The organism is Ancylobacter defluvii (assembly GCF_018390605.1).
In the GTDB taxonomy this organism is placed as follows: Bacteria; Pseudomonadota; Alphaproteobacteria; order Rhizobiales; family Xanthobacteraceae; genus Ancylobacter; species Ancylobacter defluvii.
In genome coordinates this window covers 840,957-860,548 of sequence record NZ_JAHBGD010000024.1, presented here as the reverse complement: position 1 = coordinate 860,548, position 19,592 = coordinate 840,957, and the positions used below count along the sequence as shown (strand labels likewise).

Here is a 19,592-nt window from a genome sequence, read left to right as displayed (position 1 = left end):
TCGATGGCGGACGCCACACCGGCTCCAAAACGCCAGCGCGCCGACCGCGTGCTGGTCGAGCGCGGCCTGTTCGACAGCCGTGCCCGCGCCCAGGCGGCGATCGAGGCCGGCCTCGTCACCGCCGATGGCAAGGTGCTCGCCAAGCCTGCCGAGACCATCGCCCCCGATGCCGTCATCGAGGCGCGCGAGGCCTATGAATGGGTCTCCCGTGCCGGGCTGAAGCTGGAGGCCGGGCTCGACGCCGCCGGCATCGATGTCACCGGGCTGGAGGCGCTGGATGTCGGCGCCTCCACCGGCGGCTTCTCGCAAGTGCTGCTGGCGCGCGGCGCTGCCCGCGTGCATGCGGTGGATGTCGGTCGCGACCAGCTCGCCGAGAAGCTGCGCGTCCATCCCCGGCTCGTTTCGCTGGAGGGCACCGATATCCGCAAGCTGGCGCCCGGCGAGCTGCCGCCGGCGGAGATCGTCACCATCGATGTCAGCTTCATCGCGCTGGAGCAGGTGCTGCCGGCGGCGCTCTCCCACGCCGCCCCGCATGCCAGCCTCGTCGCGCTGGTGAAGCCGCAATTCGAGGTCGGTCGCGAGCATTTGTCCAAGGGCGGCATCGTGCGCGACCGTGCGGCCCGCCTGACCGCCGTCGACCGCGTGGTGTCCCGGCTCGGCGAACTCGGCTGGCTGGTGACTCATCGTCTGGCCTCGCCGATTCTCGGCGGCGACGGCAATGAGGAATATCTGTTGGTCGCCGCCCGTACCGCCACGCCGCTGATCGACATGACCCTGAGCGAAAGTTGAGCATGTCCGCCCCATCCCCGCACGGCGCGTCTCCTCATGGCCTCGCTACGCTGCGCATCGATCGCCTCGGCCATCGCGGCGACGGCATCGCCGATACGCCCGACGGCCCGGTCTTCGTCCCGTTGGCACTGGCCGGCGAGCGGGTCGAGGTGGAGCGCCAGGGTGAGCGCGCCCGCCTCGTCTCCATCGTCGAGGCGAGCCCGGAGCGCGTCGATCCGTTCTGCCGCCATGTCGGCGTCTGCGGCGGCTGCGCCTTCCAGCACTGGCAGGCCGAGCCCTATCGGGCGTGGAAGCGCAGCCTCGTCGTCGAGGCGCTGGCCCGCGTCGGCATCGAAACCGACGTCGCGCCGCTGGTCGATGCCCATGGCGAGGGCCGCCGCCGCGCCACCTTCCACGCCCGCGGCACCGGCGGTTCCGCTCCCAAGGGACTGGACACGCTGGCCGTCGGCTTTGCCGGCTGGCGCAGCCATGCGGTGGTCGCCATCGATGCCTGCCCGATCCTCGCGCCCTCGCTCGCCGGCGCGCTGCCGGCCGCCTGGGCGCTGGCGCAGGCGCTCGCGCCGGTGGCCAAGCCATTGGACATCCAGGTCACCGCCACGGAAACCGGCCTCGATGTCGATGTGCGCGGCTCGGGGCCGCTGAAGCCGCGCAGCATCGCCGCGCTTGCCGCGCTGGCGGAGGCGCACAAGCTCGCCCGGCTGACCCGCCATGGCGAGCTCGTCCTGCAACGCGAGCCGCCGCTGCTCACCATGGGCCGGGCCCGCGTGCCGCTGCCGCCCGGCTCGTTCTTGCAGGCGACCACCGCCGGCGAGGCGACGCTGGCGGCGCTGGTGGCGGAGGCGACCAAGGGCGCCCGCCATATTGCCGACCTGTTCTCCGGCGTCGGCACCTTCGGCCTGCGCCTCGCCGAACGGGCGCGGGTCGCCGCCTATGAATCTTCGGCGCCGGCGGTCGAAGCATTGAACAAGGCGGTGCGCGGCGTCTCCGGCCTCAAGCCGGTGACGGGAGAGGCGCGCGACCTGTTCCGCCGGCCGCTCTTGCCGCTGGAGCTGAAAGCCTTCGACGCGGTGGTGTTCGACCCGCCGCGCCAGGGCGCGGAGGCGCAATCGGTGCAGCTGGCGGCGAGCAAGGTGCCGCTGGTGGTCGGCGTGTCCTGCGATCCGGTCACCTTCGCCCGCGATGCGGCGCTGCTGATCGAGGGCGGCTACCGGCTGGAGCATGTCACGCCGGTCGACCAGTTCCGCTATTCCGCCCATGTCGAGCTGGTCGGGGTGTTCCGGCGCTGAATGTTTTCGTGCGGAGCGTTTTTCGCACGGAGTTTCGTCCGCCAACCGATGCCGGCCCAGCCCGACCCGACCCCTCCGGTGCCTCTTCCTGCCGAAGCCACGCCTCCAATGAGGCGGCCCCCTCTCCCCGCAGCGAACCCGGCTGTTGCCGGGTTCGGCATTCGGGAGGCCCAAATCGGATACATACTGCGGAGAGGGGTTGGGGTGAGGGGAATTCGACACTCCTCCACCACGCTCCCTCTCATCGAACCGTGGAGCCCTACCTCGGGCTTGCCACAAGCGAGACCCGTGGGCGGGCCACCTTTCCCCCGACGGGCAGCAATAACATTGCGCCGCTTCAAGGATCGTCATGGCCGGGCTTTGCCCGGCTATCCCTCCCTGTCTTGGGGCCGCCCGGAGGAAGGGGTAGATCCCCGGGACACGCCCGGGGATGACGTTGTGCGGGTGGAGCGCGTCATCGTCCGTCCGGGCGGCCGGGCGCATTCCCACCCCTCAGTTCCCCCAGCGCTCCATCCACATGCGCTCGCCGATCGAGCAGGAGACGCGCTTGTCGCCGGCCACCGGGTGCACCTCCGGCGCCGGGCCGATGCGCGGCGGCGGCAGCCGCAGCCCGGCGATCTCCAGCACCAGCTTGGTCTTGATGGCGGTGGCGAATTCATGCATGCCGCGCACCGGCACCACGAAGGCGCCCGGCCCGCCGATCACGCAGTCCTCGTAATAGACGTCGAGCTGGCCGATATCGAGCATCGAGCCCGCCGGCTCCTTCATCATCAGCGGCAGGCCGTTGATGGTGATGCCCTGCTTCACCACCTCGTCGCGGGTGGCGTCGACCAGCGGTCCCTGATTGTTGGTACCGTCGCCGGAAATGTCGATCACCCGCTTCAACCCCGCGAAGCGGTTGTTGCGGATCAGCTCGGCGCTGAAGTTCATCGCCCCGGAAATCGAGGTGCGGTAGACCCGGCGCAGCGGCGCGTTGCGGATGGCGGCGGCGAAGGCGCGCGCCTCTTCCTCATTGCCGACCTCGGTCCAGTCGACCACCAGCTTCTGGTCCTCGGCGCCGGCCCATTCCACATAGGCGAGCGCCACCTTGCCGTTGGGCCCGAGCTTGAGCGCGTTGAGGAATTCCGGCGAGGTCACCGCGCCGACGTAACCGTCGCGCTGCAGCGCGAGTTCGTCGAGATCCATCGAGTAGGAAACGTCGACCGCCAGCACCAGCTCGACATCGACAACGTCGTCCGCCGCGGCCGGCGAAGCGATCCCCAGTCCTGCTGCCACCATCGCCAGGAACGCGGCGACAACCGGCAGAACCACACGCACACGCGGCATTGCGACCTCCGTCCGAGAGGTACCACGACGACGGCACGAAGGAGGTCTCGGACAAGAGGGTGACGATCCGCGACCCGATGACGGCATGGTGACACGCGCCCGGCGGTGCCAGAAGCCGAAATTGCGGGCAGGCGCGCCCACGCGATGCCGTTCGCGTGAGCGGGCCCTACCGGGATGCCGAATCGCGGCCTTTGGATACCGTCAGGCGTCCAGCACCTCGGTGCCGACGATCTCGATGCCGAAGCCGGCGACGCCGACATAGGTACGGGTGCGCGAGGCGAGGAGCCGAATCGAGGTGATGCCGAGATCCTTGAGGATCTGCGCCCCGAGCCCGACCTCGCGCCAGGCCTCGTCGCGCAGCCGCGTCGATTCGGTCTTGCCCTCGTCCTGCCCGACGGCGGTGGTCGGCACGCCGGCGGTGCCGTCGCGCAGATAGACCAGCACGCCGCGGCCCTCGGCCTTGATGCGCTCCAGCGAGGTCTGGATCGCCTTGCCGCCGGTGAATACGTCGCCGATCGGGTCGGCGCGGTGCAGGCGCACCAGCACGCCGCGCCCGTCGCCGATCTTGCCATAGACGAGGGCGAGATGGTTCACCGGCTCGAAAGGCGTGACATAGGAGATGCCGAGCATGTCGCCGACCAGCGTCGGGGCGGTGAACTCGGCGGCGCGGGTCACCAGCTTCTCGCGCGACTGGCGGTAGGCGATGAGGTCGGCCACCGAGACGCGGGTGAGCTTGTGGGTGGTGGCGAAGTCGGCCACCTGCGGCCCGCGCATCACCGTGCCGTCGTCATTGACCAATTCGCAGATGACGCCGACCGGCTCGAGGCCGGCGAGCTTGCACAGGTCGACTGCCGCCTCGGTGTGCCCGGAGCGCATCAGCACCCCGCCCTCGCGGGCGATCAGCGGGAAGATGTGGCCCGGCCGCACGAAGTCGGCGGCCCCCGCATTGGGGTTGGCGAGGCCGCGCACCGTGGCGGTGCGGTCCTCGGCCGAGATGCCGGTGGTGGTGCCGTGCTTGTAGTCGACCGAGATGGTGAAGGCGGTGGAATGCGGCGCGTCGTTGTCGCTCACCATCGGGTTCAGCCGCAGCTTGCGCGCATGCTCGGCGGTGATCGGCGTGCAGACGATGCCGGAGGTGTGGCGGACGATGAAGGCCAGCTTTTCCGGTGTCGCATGCACGGCGGCGAGGATGATGTCGCCTTCGTTCTCGCGGTCGTCATCGTCGGTCACCACCAGCATGTCGCCGCGAGCGAAGGCCTCGATGGCCGCCTGGACGCGGGCCTGGAGATTGTCGGTCATGGTCTTCACCTCGCTGATGTCGAGCCCGAGAAAGTCGTTCGGCGTCACCGCACCGCCCGTCGCCGCGGCGATGCGCGCCGCCGCCTCCCGCGAGACCCAGGCCGGGTCGTCCTTGCACAGGGCGGTGATGCTGGCCGGCGACAGGCCGCAGGCGCGGGCGAACGCGCTGCGTGGGGTTCCGGTCGCTCTGAGCCAGTCCGCCAGTTTCATGCCGGGACTATAGGCGCACGCTTCTTCACTCGCAATGAAATCTCATTGCGTTTTCAGTGATACTGAAATTGCGTGAATGCCCCGCGCCGGCAGCGCCTCAGCGCGGAAACGGCCAGGCCGGTGGCGTCGCCACCTGCGCCCGCGCCCGCAGCACATGATCGGCCATCACGCAGGCCATCATCGCCTCGCCCACCGGCACCGCGCGTATGCCGACGCAGGGGTCGTGCCGGCCCTTGGTCAGGATTTCCGCGTCCTCGCCGAACCGGGTCACCGTCTTGCGCGGCGTGAGGATGGAGGAGGTCGGCTTGACCGCAAAGCGCGCCACCACCGGCTGGCCGGTGGAGATGCCGCCGAGGATGCCACCGGCATGGTTGGCGAGGAAGATCGGCCTTCCATCATTGCCCATGCGCATTTCGTCGGCATTGTCCTCGCCGGTCAGCGTCGCGGCCGCGAAGCCCTCGCCGATCTCGACGCCCTTCACCGCGTTGATGCTCATGAAGGCGGCCGCCAGATCGGCGTCGAGCTTGCCGTAGATCGGCGCGCCCAGCCCCGGCGGCACGCCCTCGGCCACCACCTCGATCACCGCGCCGACCGAGGAGCCGTTCTTGCGGATGCCGTCGAGATAGTCGGCCATCTTCGCCGCCGCCTCGGCGTCCGGGCAGAAGAACGGGTTGTTGTCGATCTCGTCCCACGCCCAGCGGGCGCGGTCGATGACGATCTCGCCCATCTGCACCAGCGCCCCGCGCACGCTGACGCCGGGCAGCACCTGCTCCAGCACCTTCATTGCCAGCGCGCCCGCCGCCACCCGCACGGCGGTCTCCCGCGCCGAGGAGCGCCCGCCGCCCCGATGGTCGCGCAGGCCGTATTTCACGTCATAGGCATAGTCGGCATGGCCGGGCCGGTAGCTCTCGGAGATCGCCGAATAATCTTTGGAGCGCTGGTCGACATTCTCGATCAGGAAGGCGACCGGCGTGCCGGTGGTGGTCAGCACCCCGCCTTCGCCCTCCAGCGTGCCGGAGAGCACCTTCACCTGGTCGGGTTCGCGCCGCTGGGTGGTGAAGCGCGATTGTCCGGGCCGGCGCTTGTCGAGCGCCGCCTGGATGTCCTCCAGCGTGAAGGCGAGGCCGGGCGGGCAGCCGTCGATGACGCCGCCAATGGCCGGCCCGTGGCTTTCGCCGAAGGTCGTCACCCGGAAGGACTGGCCGAAAGTGTTGAAGGACATCGCCGGAAATCACGCTGAAAAGGGCATCCGCAAGGGCTTCTAGGCGCCATGCCGGTCGCCGTCAAACCACCGCTTGCACGCCATGTATGCCACCGCATCGCAATCCGCCGGCTTTGTGTTATAGGGTAGCCGTGGCTTGTCCCCCATCTGGAACCGATGCCCTTATTTGAAATCGCCGTCGTCGTTCTTCTCGTCCTGTTGAACGGCGTCCTCGCCATGGCCGAGCTCTCGGTCGTGTCGTCCCGTCCCGCCCGGCTGCGCTCACGCGCCGAACAGGGCTCCTCCGGTGCCCGCGCCGCCCTCCAGCTTGCTGCCGATCCCGGCCGCTTCCTCTCCACCGTGCAGATCGGCATCACGCTGATCGGCATTCTGGCCGGCGCCTTCTCCGGCGCCACGCTCGGCGAATCTCTCGGCAGTTGGCTGGAGACCCAGGGGGTCCCGCCCAATTTCGCCGAGGGCCTTGGCTACACTCTCGTCGTCGCCGCCATCACCTATGTCTCGCTGATCATCGGCGAGCTCATTCCCAAGCGGCTGGCGCTGCAGAGCCCGGAAAAGCTGGCCATCATGATCGCGCCGGCGATGATGATGCTCTCGCGCGTCGCCGCCCCGGCGGTGTGGCTGCTGGACCTGTCCTCGCGCCTCGTGCTGCGCCTGCTGGGCGACCAGACCAAGGGCGGCGAGGGCAACGTCACCGACGAGGAGATCCGCGCCATCGTCGCCGAGGCGGAGACCGCCGGCGTCATCGATCCCGAGGAGCGGCGGATGATCGCCGGCGTCATGCGCCTTGCCGACCGCCCGGTGCGGGCGGTGATGACGCCGCGCCACGACATCGACTGGATCGACCTCAACGACGATCCCGAAGTGGTGCGCCAGACCATTCGCGAGACCCGCCACACCCGCATGCCGGCCTGCGAGGGCTCGCCGGACGAGCCGGTCGGCGTCATCGACATCCGCGACCTGCTGGAAGCCTATCTCCAGGGCGAGACGCCGGACCCGCGCCAGCTGGTCAAGCAGGGCGCGGTGCTGGTGGAGACCGCCGGCGCGCTCGATGCCATGAAGCAGCTGCGCCATGCCGAATCGCCGCTGGCGCTGGTGGTCAACGAATACGGCACCATGGTCGGCATCCTCACCCCGGCTGACCTGCTCGACGCCATCGCCGGCACGGTGATGGTCGACGAGGCCGGCATTTCCGGCCCGCATGCGGTCGAGCGCGAGGATGGCTCCTATCTGGTGGCCGGCGCCACGCCGACCGACGAACTGGCCGATCTGCTCGGCATCAGCATCCCGCAGGATTCCGGCTTCCACACCGCCGCCGGCTATGCGCTGCACGAATTGAAGGCGATCCCGCAGGAGGGCGTGGCCTTCACCGCCAAGGGCTGGCGCTTCGAGGTGGTGGACATGGACGGAAGGCGCATCGACAAGCTCCTGGTGTCGCGTGCCGTCACCCCCCGCCGCCGCGCGCCGCTGGGGACCTGACCGGCGTCGCCGGCCTCATGTCGCGCCGCCGGCGTCCCGGCGGCGGGGCGGATCGGGGTTTGCGGATCTGTCGGTGGAGCGCGGTCCTGGCGGCCGAGGTCGCCTATGGACCGCCGAAGGCGACGGGTAACCTTCCGTCTTCGGCGGCTTGCCGGTTGCCGCCGCGTACCGCCGAGAAGGCGCTCTCATCATTGGGGTGGCCCGGTGCCGGGCCGTTCGGCGGACGATCGGGACGCTGTGCCGTTCATGGGCCGGAGCGCCGGATGGCGCGCCAAATCTGGGCGGGCCGCCATGGCCCGCCGGTTCCTCAGCGCATGTTCTGCACGATTGCGGAACTGGTGGCAGCGGAGGTGCGCTCGCTATAGCGGGCGCCGAGGCCCGCCACCACCGTGACGATCGCCACCGCCAGCGCGGCGGCGATCAGGCCGTATTCGAGCCCGGTGCCCTGTGGGCGACGGGCCACCGTCGCACGCCGGCGATGGGGCATGTCCCGCATCGCCGGCTCTCTCACCGTTGCCTCTCTCATCGCCGTCTCTCTGCTTGCGCTCAACTCACCGATATCTGCCTTGGGACAGATTTTATTGTGGGAGCACCTTGGCGCCGCAGATGTTGACCGCTCCTTAAGGCGGGCCGTCGCGGAGAAACCGCGCGATTGCGTGGTTAATGCTTTGCGCTCACTCGCTCTCGGAGGCGTGAGCGAGATGTCTACGCGAGGTGGCGTTGCCGTCCGTCACCCGCGCGGCTTGGCCCGCCGCGTCGCCTCGGCGCTCGCCGGGTCCTCCGGCCAGGGATGGCGCGGATAGCGCCCACGCATCTCGGCGCGCACGTCGCGCCAGGAGCCGGCCCAGAACGCCGGCAGATCGCGCGTCACCTGGATCGGCCGGTGCGCCGGGGAGAGCAGCGCGAGCACCAGCGGCACCCGCCCGCCGGCGAGCGCGGGGTGGATGCCGAGCCCGAACAGTTCCTGTACCCGCACCGAGATGGTCGGCCCGCCCTCGGCGGCATAGTCGACCGGCAGCCTGGAGCCGGTCGGTGCCTCGAAATGGGTGGGTGCCTCGGCGTCGAGCCGGCGCGCCAGTTCCCAGTCGAGCAGCCCCGGCAAGGCGCGGCCGAGCAATTCGGCGTCGATGGCCGCGAGGCTGGTCGCCTCGGTGAGCAGCGGCGCCAGCCAGTCGTCGACACGCGCCGCCAGCGCCGCGTCGGAAAGGTCCGGCCAGATCTCCGGTGCGGCGGCATGGAGGAAGCGCACCCGGTCCAGCCATTGCCGCTGGCTCGCCGACCATGGCAGCCGCCCGATGCCCCGCACCGCCGCCGCCCGTGCCAGGGCGCGCGCCGTCGCCTCGCCGCGCACCACCCGCGCCGGCTTTTCCGACAGCACCAGCGCCCCGAGCCGTCGCACCCGCCGCGCCCGGAGCGCTCCGGCGCCGGCGTCGAAACTCGTCTCGTCGGCCTCGGTGATCGCGTCGCCGAACTCGGCTTCGATCTCCGCCTCGTCGAGCTCGGCGGCGAGCAGGATGCGGGCTTCCTCGGCGCTGCCGCTCATCTCCGCCACGGCGAGGAAGCGCGCACCGGCGAGCGCGGCGGCCGGGTCGATCGATCCGCCGCGTCCGTTCGCCAGCACGAAGCGCCGTCCGTCGCCGCGCCCGCGCGCAATGCGGTCGGGGAAGGCATGGGCAAGCAGCACGGCGGCCGACGGCGCCGGCCCCTCGGCCTTGCCACCCGCCGTCCGCTCGGCTTCCTGCGCCCAGCGTGCCGCCATCCGCCGCGCCTCCTCGCCGCGCCGCGAACGGTCGGCGGCGAGCCCGTCGAGCCGGTGCGCGAGGTCGATATCGGTGCCGCCGAGCCCGCGCTCGGACAGCACGGCGGCGATGCGTGCCGCCCGCTCGCCGCCGCCGCGCCGCGCACCCTCAAGCACCAGCCGCGACAGCCGCGGCTCCAGCGGCAGCCGCGCCATCGCCCGTCCATGCGTGGTGACCTGCCCGCCGGAATCCAAGGCGCCGAGCGCGGCGAGCAGGCTCCGCGCTTCGGCGAGCGCGGCGGCCGGCGGCGGGTCGAGGAAGGCGAGGGCGGATGGATCGCTCACCCCCCACAGCGCCAGGTCGAGCACGAAGCCGGCGAGGTCGGCGGCGAGGATTTCCGGCGTCGCATAGGCCGGCAGGCTGGCGGTCTCCGCCTCGTTCCACAGCCGGAGGGCGACGCCGGGCTCGGTACGCCCGGCGCGGCCGCGCCGCTGGTCGGCGGCCGCGCGTGAGACCCGCACCGTCTCCAGCCGCGTCATGCCAACGCCGGGCTCGTAGCGCGGCACGCGGGCAAGGCCGGAATCGACGACGATCCGCACCCCTTCGATGGTGAGGCTGGTCTCGGCGATGGAGGTGGCGAGCACCACCTTGCGGATGCCCGCCGGCGCCGGCGAGATGGCACGGTCCTGCACCCGGGCATCGAGCGCGCCATAGAGCGGGGCGATTTCCACCGTCGGATCGGCGATTGCCTCGCGCAAGAAATTCTCGGTGCGCCGGATTTCCGCCGCGCCGGGCAGGAAGGCCAGCACCGAGCCCGGCTCCTGCGCCAGCGCCCGCCGCACCGCTTCCGCCATTTGCCGCTCGATGGGGCTGCGCGGATCACGCCCGAGATAGCGGGTCTCGACGGGAAACGCCCGCCCGAGACTCTCGATGACGGGCGCGTCTCCCAGCAGCCGCGCCACCCGCGCGCCGTCGAGCGTCGCCGACATCACCAGGATCCGCAGATCTTCCCGTAGCGCGCTCTGCGCGTCGAGCGCCAGCGCCAGGCCGAGATCGGCGTCGAGCGAGCGCTCGTGGAACTCGTCGAACAGCACTGCCGCGACGCCGGAAAGCTCCGGGTCGTCCAGCATCATGCGGGTGAAGATGCCCTCGGTGATCACCTCGATCCGCGTCGCCCGGCCGATCTTCGAGCCGAAGCGGGCGCGGTAGCCGACGGTCTGCCCGGCCTGCTCGCCCAGCGTGGCGGCCATGCGCTCGGCGGCGGCGCGGGCGGCGAGCCGGCGCGGCTCCAGCACCAGCAGCTTGCGTCCGGCCACCCACGGCTCGTCGCGCAGCGCCAGCGGCACCCGCGTGGTCTTGCCGGCGCCGGGCGGGGCGACCAGCACCGCGCGCGTTCCCGCAGCCAGCGCCGCGGTGAGTTCCGGCAGGGCATCGTCGATGGGGAGGGCGTCGGTCGGGCGGCTCATGAGCGCATGCCATAAAGCCGGCCACGGCGGCTGTCATCCGGCGCCAGCCGCCGCGACCGAAAAGCAAAAGCCCCCGGCCGCGTCGGCGGCCGGGGGCCTGGTAGCGTCGAGGACGGGCGCAAGGCCCGCCGGCTCACATCACCGCGTCGATGGTCCGGCCGATCTTCTCGACCAGCTCGCCGATCTGCGCCTCGTTGATGATCAGCGGCGGGCTCACCGCGATGGTGTCGCCGGTGGCGCGGAACATCAGGCCTTCGTCGTGGAAAGCGGTTTCCATCGCCTGATAGCCGCGCTTGCCGGGGCCCTCGACGCTCGGTGCCATGTCGAAGGCGGCGACCAGGCCGACGGTGCGGATGTCGAGCACGCCGGGCTTGCCCTTCAGGCTCATCACCGCGTCGGCGAAGGTCGGCTCCATCGCCCGCGCCCGCTCGAACAGCGCCTCGTCGCGATAGAGGTCGAGCGTCGCCAGCGAGGCGGCGCAGGCCAGCGGATGGCCGGAATAGGTGTAGCCGTGGAACAGCTCGATAACATGCTCCTGGCCGTTCATGAAGGTGTCGTAGATGTGCTTGCGCACGATCACGCCGCCCATCGGCACCGCGCCGGAGGTCACGCCCTTGGCGAAGGTGATCATGTCCGGGACGACGCCGTAGCGCTCGGCGGCAAAGGGGAAGCCGAGGCGGCCGAAGCCGGTAATCACTTCGTCGAAGATCAGCAGGATGCCGTATTTGTCGCAGATCTCGCGCAGGCGCTTGAGATAGCCCTTCGGCGCCGGGAGGCCGCCGGTTGAGCCGGCCATCGGCTCGACGATGACGGCGGCGATGGTCTGGGCGTCGTGCAGGGCGACGATGCCCTCCAGCGCGTCGGCGCGCTCGGCGCCCCAGTCCGGCTCACCCTTGGAGAAGGCCTGCTTCTCGCGGTCATAGGTGTGCGGCAGGTGGTCGGCGCCCGGCAGCAGGCTGCCGAAGAAGCGCCGGTTCGGCGAGATGCCGCCGACCGTGATGCCGCCGAAGCCGACGCCGTGATAGCCGCGCTCGCGGCCGATCAGCCTTGTGCGGGTGCCCTTGCCGGTTACGGCGTGGAAGGCGAGGGCGATCTTCAGCGCGGTGTCGCCGGCCTCCGAGCCGGAATTGCAGAAGAACACATGGTCGAGATCGCCCGGCGCCAGCTCGGCGATGCGCGAGGCCGCCTTGAAGGCCAGCGGGTGGCCGAACTGGAAGGTGGGGGCGAAGTCCATCTCCGCCGCCTGCTTCTGGATGGCGGCGACGATGGAATCCCGGTTATGGCCGGCATTGGTGCACCACAGGCCGGCGGAGCCGTCGAGGATCGGCCGTCCTTCCGGGGTGTAGTAATGCATGTCCTTGGCGCGGGAGACCATGCGCGGACGCGCCTTGAAGGCGCGGTTGGCGGTGAAGCCCATCCAGAAGGCTTCGAGGTCGTTGGGCGCCGCGATGCTGGCGGCATCTAGATCATAGGTGAGGGACATGAACCGCTCCCGCGAGGTGGCCGTGATTTTGGTCATGTATAATGCGTGGGCACGGTCTCGTTCACGAAAAAATTCGATGATGTGATCACCTTCGCTTCTGGCGGCTCGGGAAATCCACCCCCGCGTGCTTGACCCCGGGGAGTGCGGCGTCCATCAACTTGTCCCCGTGACATTGTCACGTAACGTCATATATTCCGCCCGCCGGGGGTTGATCGATGAAGGGAATGATTCCCGTTTAAAGGAACCTCCGTGTCCGACACTCTGTCCCTATCGACCGCGACGGATGTGCCCGAGGGCGAGGACCAGGCTCTCCGCCCCGGCGGCGTGCCGCCCGAGGCGGCGCCGGTCGAGGACGCCGCGGCCGGCGCTGCGCAGGCGCGCGAGGCGCTCGCCCGCGTGCTGGAGGCGGAGGAGCTGCGCGCCTCGCCTCAGCTTTCCACCATTTTGCGCTTCGTGGTCGAGGCGACGCTGGATGGGCGTCGCGAGGCGATCAAGGGCTACACCATCGCGGTGGAGGCGCTGGGGCGCGACCCGTCCTTCGATCCGCAGATCGATCCCATCGTCCGCGTGGAGGCGACGCGGCTGCGCCGGGCGCTGCAGCGCTATTATGCCGGCGCCGGTGCCAATGACGAGATCGAGATCGTCATCCCGCGCGGTTCCTATGTGCCGCTCTTCGTGCCGCGCCGGGTCGGGGTTCCGGCCGGGGGCGTGCCGGAAGCCGAGACGGCGGAAGCCGGGGTGCCGGCCGCGATTCCAGGCGTTGCGTTGCCCGGCGCGCTGCCGGGGCCGGGCGTGCCGCGGGATGTGCCGTCGCGCGCGGGCGGCACGCGGCCATGGCGCTGGGCCGGCGGACTGCTGCTGCTGTTCGTGCTTGCCGTCGCGATCATGATGGCGGTCGACGTGGTGGAGACGTCGAGCCTCCGCGCGCTGTTCCCCGGCTTTGCGCTGCGGCCGATCGAGCGGTCGAACCGGCTCGGCATTCCCATGGTCGAGGTGCGCGCCTTCGACATTACCGGCGCGGTGCCGGTGACGTCGGCGGCGGCCGCCGCGCCGGTGTCACCGGGGGCGCCGGCCACTACGGCCTCCCGCCCGCCGGGTGGCGAGTTCCCGGCGCGGGCGCTGGAAATGCGCATCCGCGATGCGCTGGCGCGTTTCGACCTGCTCGATGTCTTGGCGAGCCCGGATGCCCGCCCGCGTCTCGATTGCGGCGTCGGCGGCGCCTCGCCGCATTCGGCCTTCGCGCTGGGCGGCCTCGTCGAGAGCCATGAGGATGGCTCGATCTCGCTGCTGATGCGGCTGTCGGATCTGTGCGACGGCACCATCGTGTGGTCGCGCGACTTCGACGCGCTGCGCCCCTCCGAGGACCCGATCGCGGTCGAGAACGAGCTGGTGCGCGAGATCATGGCCTCGCTGGCCGAGCCCTATGGCGTCATCCAGGCCCGTGCCCGCGCCCGGGTGATGTCGTCCGGCGGCTCCGGCAAGGCCGGCCCCTATGGCTGCGTGCTGCTCGCCTATGATTACTGGCGCAGCTACCTGCCCGCCGACCACGCCGCCGCGCGGTCCTGCCTGGAAAAGGCGGTGGCGGCCGACGGCACCTTCGCGCTCGGCTATGCGCTGCTCGCCGAGCTCTATCTCGACGAGATCCGTAACGGCGCCAATCCGCGCCCCTCGCCGCCGGCGCTCAACCGGGCGCTGGCCGCCGCCGAGCAGGCGATCGAACTGTCGCCGACCAGCGGCTTCTTCCGCCGGGTGGCGCTCGATGTGCATTCCTATCGCGGCGAGCGCGGCGCGGCGCTGGCGCAGGGCGACATCGCGCTGCAGCTTAATCCTTATGACGTCGATACGCTGGCCGATTATGGCGGCCGGCTCATCACCTTCGGCGAGGTGGAGCGTGGCGAGGCGATGCTGGCGAGCGCGCTCAAGGCGGCGCCGGCCATGCCGCCCTCGGTGGATTATTTCCGCGTTCTCGCCGCCTATCTGCGCGGCGATGCCGCCGGTGCCGCCGCCGCTGCCGACCGGCTGATGGGCGAGGTCTATGCGCCGGGCCTGCTCGCCCGGGCGCTGGCCACCCACCTTGCCGGCGACGACCCCACCGCCAGGGCGGATATCGACAAGCTGGTGGCGCTGGTGCCGGCATGGAAGACTGACACCGCCACCTTGCTGGCGCGCTTCTTCCCCGCCCCCCATGTCGCCAAGAAGGTCGGCGCCGATCTCGCCGCCCTCGGGCTGGGCAACCCGGTGCCCTGAATTTCCGCTGCGTCACGGGCCAAACGTCGCGTGGCATTGGTGCCGCCGACAGGCTAAGCAGGGCGACGTCGTCCATCGCGCCGGAACCCACTCATGTCGCAGGCTTTCGATCTTGCCGTCGTCGGCGCGGGCGTCGTCGGCCTCGGCCATGCGCTGGCTGCCATCCGCCGCGGCCTCAAGGTGGTGGTGATCGACCGCGACGCCCAGGCCAACGGCGCCTCGATCCGCAATTTCGGCTTCGTCACCGTCACCGGCCAGCAGCGTGGCGAATGCTGGCGCCGCGCCATGCGCTCGCGCGACATCTGGGCGGAGATCGCCCCGGAGGCCGGCATCGAGGTGGTGCATCGCGGCCTGCTGGTCAGCGTGCGCCGGCCGGAAGCGGAGGCGGTGCTGGAAGCCTTCCTCGCCACCGAGATGGGGGAGGGGTGCGCGCTGCTCTCCGGCAACGAGGCCCGGGCAAAGTTGCCGGCGCTCGATGGCCATCAGAGCGCCGCGCTGTGGAGCCCGCACGATCTGCGGGTGGAATCGCGCCAGGCGATCCCGAAGCTTGCCCGCTGGCTGGAGGAGGCCAAGGGCGTCGCCTTCCACCGCTCCACCGCCGTCACCGGCGTCGAGCCCGGCCGCGTCCGCACCGCGACCGGCACCGTCGAGGCGGCGCGCATCGTGGTGGCGCCGGGCGACGATTTCCACTCGCTGCTGCCCGAGCGCTTCAAGCCCTACAACCTCACCCGCTGCAAGCTGCACATGCTGCGCGTCGCCGATCCGGCGGTGGGCACGCTGCCCGGCTCCGTCATGAGCGACCTCTCGCTCGGCCGCTATCTCGGCTATGCCGAGCTGCCCGAGGCCGAGCCGCTGAAGGCCCGGCTGCGGGCCGAGCAGGGCGAGCTCCTCGACAATGGCGTGCATCTGATCGTGGTGCAGTCCGCCGACGGCTCGCTGGTGGTCGGCGACAGCCATCACTACGCGGCGACGCCCGATCCCTTCGCGCCCGAGGCCGTCGACGAGCTGATCCTCGACGAATATGAAGCGGTGTTCGGCCGCCGTCCGGCCGGCATTCTCGAGCGCTGGACCGGCACCTATGCCTCGGCGCCCGACCGGCTCGCCTTCATCGACCGGCCGGATCCGTCGATCCGCCTCACGGTGGTGACCAGCGGCACCGGCGCGTCCACCGGCTTCGCCATCGCCGAGGAGGCGGTGGCCGAACTTTTCGACTGACGGTTTGCAAACGGGGGCAAGACCTTGGGGGGCATCGCATGGCGCTGAAGGCACTCATTCTCGACTGGGCCGGCACGGCGGTCGATTTCGGTTCGCGCGCGCCGATGGGCGCCTTCGTCGAAGCCTTCGCGCAGGTGGGCATCCCGCTCACCATCGAGGAGGCGCGCGGGCCGATGGGCCTGCCCAAGCGCGACCACGTGGCGGCGTTGATCTATTCGCCGGCGGTGTCGCAGCGCTGGCACGCGCTCTACGGCACCGCTCCGACCGAGGCCGATGTCGACCGCGTGCTCGCCATCTTCGAGCCGCTCAACGTCGAGGTGATCCCGCGCCATGCCGACCTCATCCCCGGCCTGCTCGACGTGGTGGCGAGCGCCCGCGCGCGCGGGCTGAAGATCGGCTCCACCACCGGTTATACGCGGCCGATCATGGAGAAGCTGATGCCGCTCGCTGCCGAGGCGGGCTACGCGCCGGACAATGTGGTGTGCGCCGGCGACCTCGCCGCCGGCCGGCCCTCGCCGCTGATGATGTACCGCACCTTCGCCGATCTCGGCGTCTGGCCGGCCTGGGAGTGCGTGAAGCTCGACGACACCGAGCCCGGCATTGCCGAGGGCCTCGCCGCCGGCACCTGGACGGTCGGGCTGGCCTTGTCCGGCAACGCCGCCGGCCTGTCCAAGGACGAGCTCGCCGCGCTCGCCCCCGACGAGCGCGCGCATCTGCGCACCCGCGCCTCGGCGAAGCTCTACAGCGCCGGCGCGCATTTCGTCGTCGACACCATCGCCGAGCTGCCGCCGGTGCTGGAGGCCATCGAGGCGCGATTGGCGGCCGGGCTGCGTCCCTGAGCGGAGCGCCGGCCCGCCTCGCGGCTTGGCTGCCTCGCGCAGGCTAAAGGCCCTTGTTTTCCCTCTCCCCGGTGGGGAGAGGTGGCCCGCGCAGCGGGTCGGTGAGGGGGACGACATCGGAAAGCCTGGAAGACCCCTCACCCCACTCCTCCCGACGGGGAGAGGGAGGCGCCTTGTCGGGGAGCGCTCGCTCTCGCGCCCGGAACCATTGCCGTGCCGCGCCCCATCCTCTAAACCGCGCGCAACAGACGGTTCAGGAACGGCGCCCCATCATGGCCAAGGACAAACCCACCAAGCTCAAGGCAAGGATGCCGCGCGGCCTCGCCGATCGCGGCCCGGCCGAGCTCGGCTCCACCCGCGCCATGCTCGAGACCATCCGCAAGGTCTATGAGCTCTACGGCTTCGAGGCGCTGGAAACGCCGTTCATCGAATATACCGATGCGCTCGGTAAGTTCCTACCCGATCAGGATCGGCCGAACGAGGGCGTGTTCTCCTTCCAGGACGACGACGAGCAGTGGCTGAGCCTGCGCTACGACCTCACCGCGCCGCTCGCCCGCCATGTCGCGGAGAATTTCGACCGCCTCGCCAAGCCGTTCCGCTCCTACCGCGCCGGCTGGGTGTTTCGCAACGAGAAGCCCGGCCCCGGCCGTTTCCGCCAGTTCATGCAGTTCGACGCCGACACGGTGGGCGCCCCCACCGTCGCCGCCGATGCCGAGATCTGCATGATGGCCGCCGACACGCTGGAGGCGCTGGGCGTCAAGCGCGGCGATTATGTGATCAAGGTCAACAACCGCAAGGTGTTGGATGGCGTGCTTGGCAGCATAGGGCAGGTTGCATCTGACGATATCGCCCGTCGCTTAAGCGTCCTAAGAGCTATTGATAAACTTGATAAATTTGGGATCGAGGGAGTCCGTCAGCTTCTTGGAGAGGGTCGGCGCGACGAAAGTGGAGATTTCACCAAAGGCTCAGGCATTTCAGAAAAGAGAATTGACGGAATTCTGAGTTTTCTCAGCCTCTCCGAAAATTGCTCGAAAATGTCTCCCGAACAACAAAGTCGGCATCCTTTGTTCGATTTGATGGCCGATTATTTTGAGGCGGATTCAGTCGGGGCCGAGGGTGTTGCTGAGCTGAGAGAAATTAACACTCTTGTGCGTGCGGCTGGGTATGGCGCCGAAAGAATTTCAGTCGAGACCTCCGTCGTGCGCGGCCTCGAATATTACACCGGCCCGGTCTTCGAGGCCGAGCTGACCTTCGAGGTGAAGGACGAGAAGGGCCGCCCCGTCCGTTTCGGCTCGGTGGGCGGCGGCGGGCGCTATGACGGACTGGTGGGGCGCTTCCGCTCCGAGCCGGTGCCGGCGACCGGCTTCTCCATCGGCGTCTCGCGCCTCGCCTCGGCGCTGAGCTACCTGAAGAAGGCCGATGCCGCGCCCGACTACGGCCCGGTCGTCATCGTCGTCATGGATCGCGACCAGACCGCGCATTACATGGGCCTCGTCGCCACCCTGCGTGCCGCCGGCATCCGCGCCGAGATGTATCTCGGCAACCCGAAGAACCTCGGCAACCAGTTCAAATATGCCGACCGCCGCAACAGCCCCTGCGTGGTGATCCAGGGCTCGGACGAGCGCGCGGCGGGGCAGGTGCAGATCAAGGACCTGATCGAGGGCGCCAAGGCGGCGGCGGCGATCACCGACAATGCCGAGTGGCGCGAGAGCCGCCCGGCGCAGTTCGCCTGCGGCGAGGCCGAACTGGTCGCCAAGGTGCGCGAGCTGCTCGACCATCACGGCGTGCCGCACGGCGCCGCGCTGGGCTGAGGGAGCGCGGCTCGCGGATAAAGGCGGTCCAGTTCGCTGAATATGGCGGCCCGGAGGTTCTGCGGGTCGTCGACATCGAGGCGCCGCGCCCCGGTCCGGGCGAGGTGCGGATCGCTGTCCGCGCCGCCGGGGTCAATCCGTCCGACTGGAAGCGTCGCGCCGGGCTGTATCGCGCTTTCGATGTGGTGGCCTTTCCCTCGGGCGTCGGCGTCGAGGCGTCCGGCATCGTCGATGAGATCGGTCCGGGCGTCACCAACGTGTCGATTGGCGATGCCGTCTTCGGCATGGGCAGGAGCACCGTGGCCCAGCAGGCGATTCTCACCCATTGGGTTCGCAAGCCGGACGATTTGTCGTTCGAGGTCGCCGGCGGCCTTTCGGTGATTATCGAGACGGCGTTGCGCAGTCTCGACGATCTTGGGGTGAGGCCCGGCGAGACGCTGCTGGTGAGCGGAGCCTCCGGGGGCATCGGCTCGGCCGTCCTCCAGATCGCCCGCTCGCGCGGGATTGCCGTCATCGGCACCGCAAGCGTGCGAAATCAGGCCTATCTGCGCGAACTCGGCGCCATGCCGACCCCTTATGGGACGGGCCTCAAGGATCGGGTGCGGGCCCTCGCGGCTCACGGTGTCGATGCGGCGCTCGATGTCGCCGGATCGGGGATCGTTCCCGAGCTGATCGATATCGTCGGCGAGGCGTCCCGCGTCGTCTCCGTCGCCGATTTCACCGCGTCCCGCCATGGCGCCCGCTTTTCCGCCGGGCCGCCGAGGGACCCGGATCGCGTGCTTGCCGAGGCGGCCCGGCTTTGTGGCGAAGGCCATTTCCGGCTGCGTATCGACCGGCTCTTTCCGTTGGAACGCACCGCGGAGGCCCACGAGGTCAGTGCCCGCGGCCATGTTGCGGGCAAGCTGGTCATCACCGTCCCCTGAGCCTCGGCGCGGCGACGCCCGGCTTGGTGCCGCCTTTCGCGGCCCGTGCGAAAAACTTATCCGCACCCCCTTTGCCCTGCCGTATCCTTCTCGCACCTCGCTCAACGAAGGGGCGCAACCGGAGCGACCGATCGCGCGGGCGGGGTGCGGTGGCCATGCGTCGGGAGTAACGCACCCGGCACATGGCGGCCCAAGCCCTGTGTTCCCGGCCGGCCGTTCCGCCGGTCACGCGGAGAAGCGCGCTCGCGCGCGACGCACCGC

The 19,592-nt window shown here is 70.2% G+C and carries 14 protein-coding genes; 8 read left to right on the top strand and 6 right to left on the bottom strand.

The genetic code is table 11. From position 1 onward, the window contains the following. The first annotated feature begins 3 nt into the window (after positions 1–3). Together KHC24_RS20170 and KHC24_RS20165 are read left to right on the top strand one after the other, a co-directional pair. Complete coding sequence (locus tag KHC24_RS20170; RefSeq protein WP_213365077.1) at positions 4–789, top strand: TlyA family RNA methyltransferase; 786 nt, start codon at positions 4–6, stop codon at positions 787–789. Positions 790–791: 2 nt separating this feature from the next. Continuing rightward, positions 792–2,075, top strand: a complete 1,284-nt coding sequence (locus KHC24_RS20165) for a class I SAM-dependent RNA methyltransferase (protein WP_213365076.1) — start codon at positions 792–794, stop codon at positions 2,073–2,075. Positions 2,076–2,567: 492 nt separating this feature from the next. Here the strand turns inward: KHC24_RS20165 and KHC24_RS20160 are convergent, their stop codons facing one another. The 3 genes from KHC24_RS20160 to aroC all read right to left on the bottom strand — a co-directional run bounded on the left by KHC24_RS20160 (position 2,568) and on the right by aroC (position 6,132). After that, entirely contained in the window at positions 2,568–3,401 is an 834-nt protein-coding gene (locus KHC24_RS20160) for a DUF1194 domain-containing protein (protein ID WP_213365075.1), read from the bottom strand. A 201-nt stretch (positions 3,402–3,602) separates the two neighbouring features. Further along, positions 3,603–4,910 carry a 3,4-dihydroxy-2-butanone-4-phosphate synthase gene (ribB, locus tag KHC24_RS20155; RefSeq protein WP_213365074.1) on the bottom strand — a complete coding sequence of 436 codons (1,308 nt, stop codon included), beginning with the start codon at positions 4,908–4,910 and terminating at the stop codon, positions 3,603–3,605. Between the two features lie 97 nt (positions 4,911–5,007). Then, positions 5,008–6,132: a chorismate synthase gene (gene aroC / locus KHC24_RS20150; RefSeq protein WP_213365073.1), complete on the bottom strand. Its 1,125-nt coding sequence runs from the start codon at positions 6,130–6,132 to the stop codon at positions 5,008–5,010. 156 nt (positions 6,133–6,288) lie between these two features. On the opposite strand from aroC, the gene KHC24_RS20145 reads away from it, so the two are divergent. Further along, positions 6,289–7,608, top strand: coding sequence for a hemolysin family protein (locus KHC24_RS20145; protein WP_213365072.1), 1,320 nt, complete (start codon positions 6,289–6,291; stop codon positions 7,606–7,608). Between the two features lie 307 nt (positions 7,609–7,915). Here the strand turns inward: KHC24_RS20145 and KHC24_RS20140 are convergent, their stop codons facing one another. From KHC24_RS20140 to aptA, 3 genes are all read right to left on the bottom strand, one after another. Next, entirely contained in the window at positions 7,916–8,095 is a 180-nt protein-coding gene (locus KHC24_RS20140; protein WP_246547187.1) for a hypothetical protein, read from the bottom strand. 243 nt (positions 8,096–8,338) lie between these two features. Further along, on the bottom strand, positions 8,339–10,813 hold the full coding sequence (hrpB, locus tag KHC24_RS20135; protein WP_213365070.1) for an ATP-dependent helicase HrpB: 2,475 nt from the start codon (positions 10,811–10,813) through the stop codon (positions 8,339–8,341). Between the two features lie 133 nt (positions 10,814–10,946). Then, a complete protein-coding gene (aptA, locus tag KHC24_RS20130; protein ID WP_213365069.1) occupies positions 10,947–12,296 on the bottom strand; it encodes an omega-aminotransferase AptA in 1,350 nt (449 codons plus the stop codon). A 249-nt stretch (positions 12,297–12,545) separates the two neighbouring features. On the opposite strand from aptA, the gene KHC24_RS20125 reads away from it, so the two are divergent. The 5 genes from KHC24_RS20125 (at position 12,546) to KHC24_RS20105 (ending at position 19,331) form a co-directional block, all read left to right on the top strand. After that, positions 12,546–14,543, top strand: coding sequence for a tetratricopeptide repeat protein (locus KHC24_RS20125; RefSeq protein ID WP_271180624.1), 1,998 nt, complete (start codon positions 12,546–12,548; stop codon positions 14,541–14,543). Between the two features lie 93 nt (positions 14,544–14,636). Beyond that, positions 14,637–15,758, top strand: coding sequence for a TIGR03364 family FAD-dependent oxidoreductase (locus KHC24_RS20120; RefSeq protein ID WP_213365068.1), 1,122 nt, complete (start codon positions 14,637–14,639; stop codon positions 15,756–15,758). A gap of 38 nt (positions 15,759–15,796) precedes the next feature. After that, positions 15,797–16,597, top strand: coding sequence for a phosphonoacetaldehyde hydrolase (phnX, locus tag KHC24_RS20115; RefSeq protein ID WP_213365067.1), 801 nt, complete (start codon positions 15,797–15,799; stop codon positions 16,595–16,597). A gap of 272 nt (positions 16,598–16,869) precedes the next feature. Then, the gene (gene hisS, locus KHC24_RS20110) at positions 16,870–18,408 is read left to right on the top strand and encodes a histidine--tRNA ligase (RefSeq protein ID WP_213365066.1); all 1,539 of its coding nucleotides are present in this window, start codon (positions 16,870–16,872) and stop codon (positions 18,406–18,408) included. 17 nt (positions 18,409–18,425) lie between these two features. Next, positions 18,426–19,331, top strand: coding sequence for an NADP-dependent oxidoreductase (locus KHC24_RS20105; RefSeq protein ID WP_213365219.1), 906 nt, complete (start codon positions 18,426–18,428; stop codon positions 19,329–19,331). Positions 19,332–19,592: the final 261 nt, after the last annotated feature.